A 13,000-nucleotide genomic window follows, 5' to 3' on the forward strand; every position below is an offset into this window, starting at 1 on the left:
CCGGGAGCTCCCGGCGGTCTCGGGGCCTCCGGGGCTTCGGAGCGGGTGTAGATAGGGGCATGGTCGTCCTGTTGGAGAACGGCGCTCGCCGGGGCGCGGAGGTGCGATGTCCGTCCTGCACGCGCTTCAACGCGCCGGGCAGCCGGTGTTCCGAGTGTGGCTGTGGCCCCGTGCCGCCCGAGCGCTACGGCGCCGCGCGAATGTTGCTCCAGGCCGGCGTGGACCGCTTCGCACTGGCGGAGCGGGTGGCCACGCTGGAGCCGGCCCTGGCGGACACGCTCGAGCGCCAGTACGCCGGCCAGTGGGCGCGGGTCCTCCGCATCCTGCGGGACGTGCGGCGCTGTGAGCCAGACCTCCTGCTCCCGGGCTTCTCGGAGGAGGTGGAGGACCGGTGGGCCCTTCGGCTCCCGGCATCCAAGCCTCCCGGGGAGGACGAGCCATCCGCCTCCCCGTCCGAGTCCCTGGAGGAACTGCACCGGCGGAGCACCGACGAGGAGGTCCGCTGGCTCGCGGCGCTCGCGGAGGTGAATCGCGGGCATCCCTCACCCGTCATGCTGTCCGCCGCCATGGCCTGCCTGCACCTGCACGACGAGGACCGCTTCGGCCTGGAGGCGGCGCTGGCCCTCACGCGCTGGCGGGTCTTCTCCCGCGTGCGGCTCGGGAGGGAGCAGCGCGAGCGTATCCAGCGCCGTGCCCGCATCCTCTTCGCCGACCATCCCGAGCTGGGGGCCCGCGCCGCCGTGGCCTGGGTGCGCGCCCGGGGGCGGGAGCCGGATGCGGACATGCTGTTCGCGCTGCGCCAGGGGCTTCGCGGACAGGATGCCGACCTGCGCTTCGAGTGCGCGCTCTGCCTCGAGAACGAGGCGGGCCTCCTCGCCGCGCTGGACTCGTCCGACACGGAGGTGGTGAGGGAGGCCCGGCGCACGCTGGCCGGCCTGGGCTCGCCACCGCTCGTCGAGCGTCTCTCAACGCAGGGAGACGCCGGCTTCGCTCGCGACGTGCTGAGCCGCCTGCCCGTGCCGGCGCCACCGGGAGCACTGGCGGCGCTGCTCGCCGTGTCCTCGCGGGTGGAGGGTGGGCTCGCGAGCGAGCTGCACGCCTGGGCCCGTGGCCAGTCCTTCGCCGTGCTGTCCACGGATGACCAGGCACTCTGGGCCACCTGGGCCCGCGAAACCCTGAGCACCCTGTCCGCGGAGGACGCGCTGCGCTTCCTGGACTGGGCCGCCGCGGCTCCCGGCGCGGAGCGCCTGGCGCCGGTGCGCGCCTTCGTGGCCGCCACCGCGGAGGCGCTCGAGAGGGAGACGCCCTCCGGGCGCGCGAGCCTGTTCAAGGATGCGTTCTTCACGCGGTTCCTCGCGCTGGCCGGAGCCGGGGAGGCGCTCCTGCTTCACCGCTGGGCTCGTGAAGCCGGGGGCGCGGAGCCGCTGCTGGACGCGCTGGTGTCCCTGCCCGGCCGGCTGGACCGGTGGGACGTGTCCTCGGAGGGCCGCGCGGCGCGGCTGCTGATGGCCGCCTGGGAGCCGCCCGCGCGCGAGCAGCTGCTGGCCCCGCTCGCGAAGGCGGTGAAGTCCTGGAGCGGCATCTCCGGGCGCGAGGAGCTCATCGATGCGGTGTGGCAACGCTTCCAGCGGCACCCGGAGGAGCGCGCGGAGCTGCTGACGGCCTTCATGCCGTGGAGGCAGTCCTTGTGGGAGCGGCAGCTCGCGGCGGAGCCCGACCCGGTGTCGTGCTTCGAGGCCTGGTGGCGCGCGGACGAACCGGTGCGGCTCCCTGTGCTGGTGGACACCCTGGTCCGCGAGGCTCCGGTGGAGGCGCTGCCCCGGCGTCTTGCTTTCGTGTGGGCCGCGGCGGAGTCACGGGTGGACGCGTGGCCGCGCTCCACGTCCCACGCGGTGTTCAATGCCGCCGCGGCCCTGTGCAACACGCTGCGCGAGGGGCATGACGCGCTCATCCCGGAGGTGGAGCGCTTCCTCTCCTGGTTCCCCGGCTTCGAGCGTCGCGTCCGCGCCGCGCCCGTGCCGGAGGGAGAGTCGAGCTACCACCGGGACCTCCTGGAGGACCTCCACGTCGAGGTGCGGATGATGAAGGAGTCCCTCGACCGGTGGGCGGAGGCGGAGGCGCGCCGCCGCGAGGCCGAGGCGCGGGAGCGGGAAGCGGAGCTTCAGCGCGTGGTGGAGGCCTCTCGCCGGAGAGACAGGGAGCGGCAGGCGGAGGCCGCCCGGCGTGATGCCGAGCGCCAGCGTGAGGCGCTGGCGGGCCTCCTCTCTCCATCCGTGGAGCCCATCTCCCCGCCGTCCGCCTTCAGCCCGCGACCCCGGGTGCCGGGCCGGCCCATCGACGACGAGGTCATCTTCCCCGGGGCTCGGCTCCGCACGCTGATGGACTACGCGCGGCTGCTGAAGGCGATGAGCGGCAGCTCCGACGTGCTGGCGGTGTTCGCCGCCCATGGGCTGACGGTGGAGTCGTGGACCGCCGAGGCCACCGCGTGGGGCCAGGCCATGACGGGACGCATGGAGCTGGGCCTCCGCTTCGCGGAGTTGATGGCGGCGCCCTGGGCCTGAGCGCCGCCAGCCCGGCCTCGCGTCACTGCGCGGTGGTGCCTCCGTCGAGGACGAACTCCGAGCCCGTCATCAGCTTCGACTCGTCCGAGGCGAGATAGATGACGGCGTGTGCGAAGTCATCCGGCTCGCCGATGCGGCCCAGGGGGATGGAGCGCGCCATCTTCGCCCGGGCCTTGTCCGGGTCTCCGCTGGCGTTGGCCAGCGCGGCCACCATGTCCGTCTCGATGAACACGGGGTGGATGGAGTTGCAGCGGATGCCGTAGCCCTTCTGCGCGCAGTGCAGGGCCACGGACTTGGTGAACATGCGCACGGCGCCCTTGGCGGAGCCGTACGCGACGAGGGTGGGCACTCCCTTGAGGCCCGCCACCGAGGACACGTTGATGATGGAGCCCTTCGCCCCGCACTGCCTCATGGCGCGGATGCCGTGCTTGCAGCCCAGGAACACGCCGTCCAGGTTGACGGCGTGGACCAGGCGCCACTCCTCCAGGGAGAGCGACTCGATGTCCTTGGGGATGCCCATGCCGGCGTTGTTCACCAGCACGTCCAGCCGGCCGAAGTGCGCCAGCGTGCGCTCCATGGCCTGCGCCCAGTGGTCCTCCTTCGTCACGTCCAGCGGGAGGAACAGGCCCATGCCCTCGCCCAGGGACGCGGCCACCTCCTGCCCTTCCTTCTCGCGATTCCCGCGGTCCGTCACCACCACCTTCGCGCCCTCGCGCGCCAGCATCCGCGCCGCCGCGCTGCCCAGACCGCCCGCGGCGCCCGTCACCAGCGCCACCTTGCCTTCCACGCGCTTCATCGCTCAGACCTTTCCGTTGGGGGTGAGGAGCACCTTGCCGGCGCGGCCGCCCTCCATGGCGCGGGCCAGCGCGTCCTGGATTCCCTCCAGCGGGAAGGTGCCCTCCACCGGAGTGCGCAGGGTGCCGTTCGCAATCAACCCCGCGAGCCGGGCGAAGAGGGCGCGCTGTTCCTCGCGCGGCGTGCGCTTCATCCACAGCACCAGCCAGAAGCCGCGCAGGGTGATGTCCTTGAAGATGGAGGCCGCCGCGGACAGCTTCGGGCCCTTGCCGCTCATGACGCCGTAGTTCACCACCACGCCGCCCGGGGCGAGCGAGTCCCCCAGCCGCTGGGTGCCGTCACCGCCGACCGCATCGAAGGCCAGCCGCACCTTCGCGCCGCCCGTCACCTCGCGTACGCGCTCGGGCAGGTTGTCCGAGTCCACCACCACGGCGTCCGCACCCAGCGCGGTCAGCTCCGGAGCCAGCTCCTCGCGGCGCACCACGTTGACCGTCTTGTACCCGGCCAGCTTCGCCAGGGAGATGACGTAGCGCCCCACCGCCGAGTTGGCGGCGTTCTGCAGCACCCACTCCCCCGGCTGGAGGGTGACGTACTGCTTCAGCAGGAGCTCCGCGGTGGGCGGGTTGATGAACATCATCGACGCCTGCTTCACGTCGGTGCCCGGGGGAAGCTGCACCAGCGCCTCGGCCGGGGCGGTGAGGTGCGTGCGCCACGTGCCCGAGCCGAGGGGGAGGAACACGAGGTCCCCCACGCGCACGGCGGTGGAGTCCTTCACCTCCACCACCCGGCCCACGCCCTCGTTGCCGGGGACGGCCGGAAGCTTCGGGAGCTGGCCGTACTGGCCGGTGAGGGTGAGCAGGTCGGAGGGGTTGATGGGGGTGGCCAGGACTTCCATCCGGGCCTCGCCCGGCTGCAGCGGCGCGTCGGGCTCCTCCACCACTTCCACCACCTTCAACGGCTGTCCGAAGGTCGAGAACCGCACTGCTTTCATGGGGCGCTCCAGGTTGGCGCGAGAGTGTGGGCCGCACCCTAGCGGCCCCGGGCCCAGGTGCCGAGCGTGCAGGCAGGCGATGTCCCGCGCCGCACCCCACCTCCTGGGGTGGTGTGGGACAGGCGCCGGTGTCCACCCGCGGACGGGGAGGGCAAGCGGCTGACGCTCACGGACAGTCCACCCTCGCCAGCGGCGATGACGCTGTCCACCTTCAGTCCTGGCCCACGGCGGCGGGGCGGCGAGGAGGCGAGGGTGAGCGACGCGCGCGGGGAGGTGTCCCTGGGCCAGCCGGCCGGTGCCGCGGTGGCGGTGCCCTCCCTGCCGGGAGGCTGGCGGCGGCGGCTGGTGGGACTGCTGCGTCCCGTCTTCGCGCTGGCCGGGCTGGGCATGCTGGCGCTGCTGGTGCGCAAGGCGGGCCCGCGCGAATTGGGCACCGTGCTGGCGGAGGCCGCGGCATGGCTGCCCTGCGTGGCGCTGCTCGAGTTGGGCCGCCAGTGCATGGACGCGCTGGCGACACGGTCTTCCTATGGGGCCGCGGCCGGGCACGTGCCGCTCCGCGTGCTGGCGCGCGCGCAGCTCATCGGCACGGCGGTGTCCAGCATGGCCCCGGCGGGCCGCGCGGCGGCGGAGGCGACCAAGGCGGCCTTCCTCACGCCCCACATGGGCGGCGGCACGGCCACGGCGGCGGCGGCCACCTCGCAGTCCGCCTCGCTGGCCGCCGGAGGCTTCATCTCCTTCCCGTGCGCCCTGGCGTCATACCTGCTGACGGGCATGTCCCTCTTCACGGTGGCCATGCTGGTGCATGGAGTGGTGCTGGTGGCGCTGTCGGCGGGCGTGCGCGCGTGCATGCGCGCGAAGCGGCCCGGTGTCTGGCTGGCGTGCCGCTTCCGCCGCTGGTCCTCGCACGCGGAGCAGTTCCAGGCCACCGCGCGGTGTGGCTCGCTGTTGCCCTGGCGCCCCACGCTGGCCTTCCTGGGCAGCCGGGTGCTCCAGGTGGGGCAGTACGCCGTGTTGACGCATGCGGTGGGCATCGACACGTCGCTGGTGCAGGCCCTCTTCTCGCAGGGCCTCTACCTGTGCGCGCTGGCGGTGGGCTCGCTGGTGCCGGGGCAGGTGGGGGTGAGCGACGGCGCCTTCGCGCTGGCGGCGGGGGTGCTGGACACCACGGCCGCGCGCGCCATGTCGGTGGCGCTGCTGGGGCACGTGGTGCAGTTGCTCTTCGTCGTGGCGGGCGCGCTCACGCCGCTGGTGTGGCGGGTGCCGCCCGCGCCTCGGCCCGCCGCACCCGCACCGGAGTGCCGCTGAAGGCGGCGTTGCCGCTGAGCGTGTCCAGGACGTGGTCGTCCGTGAGGTCGTTGATGCTGGCGCCCGCGTGCTCGGTGGCGACCTTCAGCCGGGTGCCCTGGCGGCCGTGCCCGTAGCCGTGCGGCAGGCTCACCACGCCGGGCATCACGTCCTCCGTCACGGAGACGGGCACGGTGACTTCACCGACGCGCGAGGTGATGGTGGCGTCCGCGCCGTCGGCGAGCCCCAGCCGCGCCGCGTCTTCCGGGTGCACCATCAGCGTGCAGCGCGGCTTGCCCTTCAGCAGGCCGGACACGTTGTGCATCCAGGAGTTGTTGTCGCGCAGGTGGCGCCGGCCGATGAGCAGCAGCTCGCCGCCGCGCGCCTCGGGGGCGGCGCCGTCCGGGAAGCGCTCGCGCAGCCGCTTCATGTCGGCCACCAGCGGCTCCGGGGCCAGGTGGATGCGGCGGTCCTTCGTCTGGAGGCGCTGGGGGAGGCACGGCTCCAGCGGGCCCAGGTCCACGCCGTGAGGGGACTCGCGCAGCTTCGCCAGGGTGAGGCCGTGCTTCAGCGGGTGGAAGCGGGCGCCATGGGGCCCCATGCGCAGGCCGATGTCGAGGATGCGCTCGGGCCCCATCCGCGACAGGGCCTGGTACTTCAGCATGGCGCGCACGGATGGACGGCCCCTGCGCAGCGCCTCCAGCCGGTGCTGGAGCGCCAGGGCAATCTGCCAGTCGTGGCGCCCGTCCGGTCCGGGCTCGAAGAGGGCGGGCGAGTACTTCGCCGTGTTGCGCACGGCCAGCGCGTGGAAGACGAGGTCGTAGTGGCTCCGCTCCAGCGGAGAGACGGGCGGGAGGATGAGGTGGGCGTGGCGCGTCGTCTCGTTGAGGTACGGGTCGATGCTCACCATGAAGTCCAGTCCGCCCAGTGCCCGCTCCAGCTGCGAGCCATTGGGCGTGGACAGCACGGGGTTGCCCGCCATGGTGAGCAGCGCGCGGATGCGGCCCTCTCCCGGGGTGAGGATTTCCTCGGCGAGCGCGGCCACGGGCAGCTCTCCGGCGAACTCGGGCAGCCCGCGCACGCGGCTCTTCCAGCGGCCGAAGCTGCCGCGGCTCAGGCCCAGGGCCCGGGGGCCGCCGACGAGGTCGAAGGCGGGCCGGGTGAACATGGCGCCGCCCTCGCGGTCCAGGTTGCCCGTCACCGCGTGGAGGACGTTGATGAGCCACTGGCAGAGCGCGCCGAAGGGCTGCGTGGACAGGCCCATGCGGCCGTAGCAGACGGCGCCCTCGGCGGCGAGGAAGTCCCGGGCGATGCCGCGCAACACGTCCGCGGGCACACCGGTGTGCGGGGCCACGCGCTCGGGCGTGAAGTCGCGGGCCAGCTCGCGCACCGCCTCCAGGCCCTCCAGGTGCGAGGCGAGGGGGCCCGGGCGGGGCGTGCCCTCCACCACGGCCACGTGCAGCAGGGCGAGCAGCGCGAGCGCGTCCGTGCCGGGGCGGATGAAGACGTGCGTGTCCGCGATGCGGGCCGTCTCGGTGCGGCGCGGGTCGATGACGACGATGCGGCCGCCGCGCTGCTGGATGGCACGCAGGCGGGCGCGCACGTCCGGGGCCGTCATCATGCTGCCGTTGGAGGCCAGCGGGTTGGCGCCCAGCACCAGCATGTACCGGGTGCGGTCGATGTCGGGGATGGGCACCAGGAGCTGGTGGCCGAACATGAAGTACGCGGCGAACTGGTGGGGGAGCTGGTCCACCGAGGTGGCGGAGTAGCGGTTGCGCGAGCGCAGGGAGCGCAGCAGCCCCGGGGCGAACATGAGGGCGCCCACGTTGTGGACGTTGGGGTTGCCCAGGTACACGGCCACCGAGTCCCGGCCGTGCTCCCGCTGGGCCGCGTGGAGGCGGCGCGCGGCCTCGTCGAGCGCGTCATCCCAGGAGACCTGCTCCCAGCCGCTCGCGGTGCGCCGCATCGGGTGGCGCAGCCGGTCCGGGTCCTCGTGCAGGTCCTGGAGGGCCAGGGCCTTGGGACAGATGTGGCCGCGGCTGAACGGGTCCTCCTCGTCGCCGCGGATGGAGGTGATTCGGTGGCCCTGCAGCTCGATGCGCAGGCCGCACATGGCCTCGCAGAGGTTGCAGGTACGGAAGTGGACCCGGGACTCGGCGGAGGCGCTCATGGCGCGGACTCTATAACGCTCCGAGTCGGCGCCCCGCACCGCCACCGCGGGCCGTGGGCATCAGTTGGAGTCCAGACGAAAGGTCATTCCGTGCGACTGCTCGATTGCAACCCGGCTGCGTTGCGTTGCCATTGCCGCGTCGCGGCATCCACGCTCCGTGGAATGCCCGCTCCGTGCGTGGGGTTGTCTGCCCTGCTGCCCTCCGTTGAAGCAGGGGCGTGACATACGCCTGACAAAGAATCGTCAGGCTCCGCGGTTAGAGGGTTTCACATGTTCCTGCACGCGCTCGGCCACTTCCACCCGCCCAACATCCTGACCAATGCCTTCTTCGAGGAGCTGGGCCTCGAGACGAACGACGCGTGGATTCTGGAGCGGGTGGGCATCCGCACGCGGCACACGGTGCTGCCGCTGGAGTACCTGCGCGAGACGCGCAACCGCGACGTGCGCGCGGCGCAGGAGGCGGCCCTCTTCAGCAACGCGGAGACGGGCAGGCGGGCGGCGCTGATGGCGCTGGAGCGCGCGGGGCTGAAGCCGTCGGACATCGGCATGGTGGTGGCGGGCGGGTGCAGTCCGGACGAGTGCATTCCCGCCGAGTCGAACCGCGTGGCGCAGCTCCTGGGCATCGACGCGCCGGCGGTGGACCTGCAGAGCGCGTGCTCCTCGTTCTGCATGCAGCTCCACTTCCTCACGGGCATGCGGCCGGAGCGTCTGCCGGAGTTCGTGCTGGTGGTGAACATGGATAACTCCACACGCGTGGTGGACTACTCGGACCGCTCCAGCGCGGTGCTGTGGGGCGATGGCGCGTCGGCGGCGATTCTGTCCCCGCGCGTGCCCGGGCGCTGGACGGTGACGGAGACGCTGCTCGCGGGAGACCCGGCGGGGGCGGACAAGGTGCGGGTGCCGCGGGTGGGGCACTTCACCCAGCAGGGCGGCGAGGTGCAGAAGTTCGCCATCCGCCGCGCGGGCGAGACGTTCCTGGAGCTGCGCTCGCGGTACCTGAAGCGCCACCCGGAGAAGGGGCAGGGGGACGTCACCTTCATCGGGCACCAGGCGAACCTCCGGATGCTGGAGTCCGTGCAGCGGCGCTGCGAGGTGCCCGACGCGCGGCACCGGTACAACGTGCACATCCGTGGGAACACGGGCGCGGCCGGAGCGCCGAGCGTGCTGAGCGAGCACTGGGATGACCCGTCGATGGGCGATGCCGTCGTCCTGAGTGTCGTCGGCAGCGGGCTCACCTGGGCGGGCGCGCTGCTCGAGCGCACGGCGGCTGGTACGCGGTAGCGCGGGGCGCACTGCGCGGCCTGGGTTCGGGGCCGCCTGAAGTGATGTGTCAGTGGCTTCGGGTATTCCATGGAATGCCAGGAGAGGCCACATGGACGACGGACGAGCCCGGAGTGCCGAGAGTGCCCGCCGATTGGGAGCGTTGGCGCTGGTGGGGCTGGTGCTGCTGTCGTCGGGCTGCCAGGGCTGGGGTGGTGAGAGGCTGGGGCCATGGCTGGAGAGCGCGCCGCCCCGCTACCACTCCGCCTCACCGCCTGCCTTCCCTCGGCCTCATTCTCACGACGACGGCAGCGGTGGCGGCACTTTGGGCGGGCCGGAGCTGGGCCGCTTCATGGCCTTCGTGCGAGAGAAGCAGGCTGCGCTGCGCCGTCCCCAGGTGCCCGAGTCTGAGCGGCGCGAGGGAGAAGCTGCGCTGCTGGAGGTACTGGCGTGGCTGCATGGGCGCGGTGAGGAGCAGCTCTCACGCGAGGAGCCGTTGGACGTGTACCTGCGCTTCAAGGTGGCGCGGGTGCAGCGGCACCGCGAGGCCGCAGCGCGCGACGAGGTGGTGGAAGCGAAGCTGGAGGAGTTTCTCCAGTGGGCGAGAGAGCGCAGCCGGCTATTGGCCTCGCGCCACTTCCGCAAGGCCGGCCGTGAATGGCTGGTGACGGAGAGTCCCGTCTACGAGGGCGCGCAGGATGCCCTCACCTCGGCGGTGCTGGCCTGGGCGTACGCGCACACGCAGGACCCGGACTTTCCGCGCAAGAGTCCGCAGGAAGTGGCGGTGTACCTGCTGGCGAAGCGCAGCGCGCTGGCCACGGCGCTGGCGTTGGGCAACGCGTCGCCGCCGCACCTGGACTGGGTGCCTGAGTCGGTGGAGGTGGTGCCCGTCGAGGAGATGCTGGTGGAAGTGGCGGTGGGGCTGCTGCCCGTGGCGGGGGAGTCGGCGGACCTGTTGGGGGCGGTGGGGGGCCTCAGCGTCCTGGGCCGGCGGTTGAGTCCAGAGGAGCGGCTGCTGTGCGCGGTGGTGCTGCTGCTTCCGGTGCTCAGCGGCAGCCTGGTGGCGCACACGCTGGACTCCTCGCGCGCGGCGCTGCTGACGGGGCGCAGCCTGCAAGAAGCGCAGGTGATTGGGCGGGTGGCGCAGCACCTGGCGCCCGAGGAAGCGGAGCGGGTGCAGCGGCTGCTGAGGCAGGCCGGGCGGGGAGAGACGGTGGCGGCGGAGGAGACGCGGTGGCTGCGGGAGCTGTCGGAGCGGCTGAGGGAGCCGCTGGCGGAGGTTGCGCGGGCGGTGAAGGCGGGAGAGCGGGTGCCGCTGCTGGGCTCGCGTGCCACGGCGGAAGGCGCGAGGCTGGTGCCGGGCAGCGGTGAGCACCTGGCGCAGGCGTGGGTGGACTACCAGTTCCGCCACCCCGGGAAGTACCCGCGCTTCGACTTCACGCCGGACTCGAAGTGGGAGCGGATGTACCGCACGGTGCTGGAGAACGCGGGCCAGGGAGGGGAGTTCGAGGTGCAGGTGCTGCAGAAGCACGGCTACCAGAAGAACACGGCCCTCATGCTGCCGCCGCCGGGAGGCAAGCCGGAGCAGGGCTTCATCCCGGACTCGGTGGTGGGCAACCCCGAGGAGTTGGTGTGGGGCCGGCCCTACCGCTTCGTGGAGGCGAAGGCTCGCGCCGAGATGCCACTGACCGGCAACCTCGCGGCCATGATCACGTATGTGAAGACGTTCGGTGGCCACATCGAGGTGCACTTTCGCTCTGCACGTCATGCGCAGGGCCAGACGGTGCTTACCGAGCCGTTACGCATGGAACTCCGTAAGCTCTCAGGTGAGGGCAAGGCACACGTAAGATGGTTCCCCTGAGGCTCACAATGGTTTCGAGACCTGTTTCCACGACCATCCATCTTCCACCGGGGCAGATGTCCGCTTCGGTCGTGCGCGAGATTCTCCGTCTTGCATTCACGGAGTATCGCTTGTTCCCACCTGCCCTGACCTCGTGCCTTGGCGAGGCTTCGCGAGTGAAGGGCGAGCGGATCGACTACGGCGCCGTTCTGGCTCATTACGACGAATGCGGGAGCATCAGCATCATGGACCGCATGGAGCGTGACTTCTTGATGATCTATTCGGCCAGACGCGCGGAGTTTCCATGGGTGGGGAGCGTCTTCTGGGCAACCTCCCTTCCCGATACGATGGCGGAAGAATGGCGCGATACCCACCTTCATCAGGTCATGGAGGTCATGCGACTGGTGGGCTCCTACCTGGCTCAGGTCGCGATGATTGATGATTTGCACCGCAAGATGGAGCGGTTCATCCCTCTTCCCGACGGCTTTGGCACCGAGCAGACCTCCACGGTGAGAGACCCCAGCGAAGGGCTCGCGGGCCTCTTCTGGCGCAACATCTTCGGCCCGCCGTTCGTGCGGATGTTCGGGGACCGGCTCCTGTCCCTGCCGCCCGGCACCGTTCAGGACCTGGGAGACGGGCTCGTCCTGGTCCAGCCCTACGAGCTGCCCACCCAGGCGATGACGCCCGAGGGTGACGCGGCGGAGGAGCGCCTCATCACGGTGCTCGGCCCGGAGTGCTTCTACGACCACGCGCACCACCGCAAGCCGACGCGTGTGCCGGAGCTCACCCTGCCCGCGAAGTGAGCCCCCTGTCGTTGGTGGAGTGCGAGCTCACCGGTTGTGTCAGCGCCTCCTGGTAACGCTTGGATTTCCAGGAGGCGTCACATGAGGGATGGGCAGACCCGGAGTGCCGCGAGTAGTGCCCGCCGATTGGGAGCGTTGGCGCTGGTGGGGCTGGTGCTGCTGTCGTCGGGCTGCCAGGGCTGGGGTGGTGAGAGGCTGGGGCCATGGCTGGAGAGCGCGCCGCCCCGCTACCACTCCGCCTCACCGCCTGCCTTCCCTCGGCCTCATTCTCACGACGACGGCAGCGGTGGCGGCACTTTGGGCGGGCCGGAGCTGGGCCGCTTCATGGCCTTCGTGCGAGAGAAGCAGGCTGCGCTACGCCGTCCCCAGGTGCCCGAGGCCGAGCGGCGCGCGGGCGAGTCCGCGCTGCTGGAGGTACTGGCGTGGCTGCATGGGCGCGGTGAGGAGCAGCTGGCGCGCGAGGAGCCGCTGGACGTGTACCTGCGCTTCAAGGTGGCGCGGGTGCAGCGGCACCGCGAGGACGCGGCACGCGACAGGGTGGTGGAAGCGAAGCTGGAGGAGTACCTCCAGTGGGCGCGAGAGCGCAGCCGGCTATTGGCCTCGCGCCACTTCCGCAAGGCCGGCCGTGAATGGCTGGTGACGGAGAGTCCCGTCTACGAGGGCGCGCAGGATGCCCTCACCTCGGCGGTGCTGGCCTGGGCGTACGCGCACACGCAGGACCCGGACTTTCCGCGCAAGAGTCCGCAGGAAGTGGCGGTGTACCTGCTGGCGAAGCGCAGCGCGCTGGCCACGGCGCTGGCGTTGGGCAACGCGTCGCCGCCGCACCTGGACTGGGTGCCTGAGTCGGTGGAGGTGGTGCCCGTCGAGGAGATGCTGGTGGAAGTGGCGGTGGGGCTGCTGCCCGTGGCGGGGGAGTCGGCGGACCTGTTGGGGGCGGTGGGGGGCCTCAGCATCCTGGGCCGGCGGTTGAGTCCGGAGGAGCGGCTGCTGTGCGCGGTGGTGCTGCTGCTTCCGGTGCTCAGCGGCAGCCTGCTGGCGCACACGCTGGACTCCTCGCGCGCGGCGCTGCTGACGGGGCGCAGCCTGCAGGAGGCGCAGGTGATTGGGCGGGTGGCGCAGCACCTGGCGCCCGAGGAAGCGGAGCGGGTGTTGACGCGCACCCTGGTTGAGGGAGCGAGGCCCGAGTTCGAGCCGGCTGTGTGATGGGGTCGGGAGGACTGCCCATCGTCGGCGAGAAACTGGAGCGCCGCGCCCGCTGATGTAGCAGGCGGCCAGGAGGACGGGGAGGAAGGTGCG

The 13,000-nt window shown here is 71.9% G+C and carries 9 protein-coding genes; 6 read left to right on the plus strand and 3 right to left on the minus strand.

The annotated features are described in order from the left end of the window. Positions 1–59: 59 nt before the first annotated feature. Entirely contained in the window at positions 60–2,561 is a 2,502-nt protein-coding gene (locus tag K8638_RS20560; RefSeq protein ID WP_223756261.1) for a hypothetical protein, read from the plus strand. Between the two features lie 22 nt (positions 2,562–2,583). Here K8638_RS20560 and K8638_RS20565 read toward each other — a convergent pair whose 3' ends face one another. Beyond that, entirely contained in the window at positions 2,584–3,357 is a 774-nt protein-coding gene (locus tag K8638_RS20565) for a glucose 1-dehydrogenase (RefSeq protein ID WP_223756262.1), read from the minus strand. A gap of 3 nt (positions 3,358–3,360) precedes the next feature. Next, positions 3,361–4,347, minus strand: coding sequence for a zinc-dependent alcohol dehydrogenase family protein (locus K8638_RS20570; RefSeq protein WP_223756263.1), 987 nt, complete (start codon positions 4,345–4,347; stop codon positions 3,361–3,363). 252 nt (positions 4,348–4,599) lie between these two features. Here K8638_RS20570 and K8638_RS20575 point away from each other — a divergent pair, with 252 nt between their 5' ends. Next, entirely contained in the window at positions 4,600–5,652 is a 1,053-nt protein-coding gene (locus tag K8638_RS20575; RefSeq protein WP_223756264.1) for a lysylphosphatidylglycerol synthase domain-containing protein, read from the plus strand. On the opposite strand, the gene K8638_RS20580 is transcribed toward K8638_RS20575, so the two are convergent. Continuing rightward, a complete protein-coding gene (locus K8638_RS20580) occupies positions 5,585–7,801 on the minus strand; it encodes a molybdopterin-dependent oxidoreductase (protein ID WP_223756265.1) in 2,217 nt (738 codons plus the stop codon). The two genes, K8638_RS20575 and K8638_RS20580, sit on opposite strands and share 68 nt — an antisense overlap. A 270-nt stretch (positions 7,802–8,071) precedes the next feature. Between K8638_RS20580 and K8638_RS20585 the strand changes: the two genes are divergently transcribed. From K8638_RS20585 to K8638_RS20600, 4 genes are all read left to right on the plus strand, one after another. Next, positions 8,072–9,082 carry a 3-oxoacyl-ACP synthase III family protein gene (locus tag K8638_RS20585; protein WP_223756266.1) on the plus strand — a complete coding sequence of 337 codons (1,011 nt, stop codon included), beginning with the start codon at positions 8,072–8,074 and terminating at the stop codon, positions 9,080–9,082. Between the two features lie 91 nt (positions 9,083–9,173). Next, positions 9,174–10,922, plus strand: coding sequence for a hypothetical protein (locus tag K8638_RS20590; RefSeq protein WP_223756267.1), 1,749 nt, complete (start codon positions 9,174–9,176; stop codon positions 10,920–10,922). Between the two features lie 374 nt (positions 10,923–11,296). Further along, complete coding sequence (locus K8638_RS20595) at positions 11,297–11,704, plus strand: hypothetical protein (protein WP_223756268.1); 408 nt, start codon at positions 11,297–11,299, stop codon at positions 11,702–11,704. Between the two features lie 126 nt (positions 11,705–11,830). Continuing rightward, complete coding sequence (locus tag K8638_RS20600; RefSeq protein ID WP_223756269.1) at positions 11,831–12,907, plus strand: hypothetical protein; 1,077 nt, start codon at positions 11,831–11,833, stop codon at positions 12,905–12,907. Positions 12,908–13,000 lie beyond the last annotated feature (93 nt).

This window comes from Myxococcus sp. RHSTA-1-4 (assembly GCF_020037125.1).
In the GTDB taxonomy this organism is placed as follows: Bacteria; Myxococcota; Myxococcia; order Myxococcales; family Myxococcaceae; genus Myxococcus.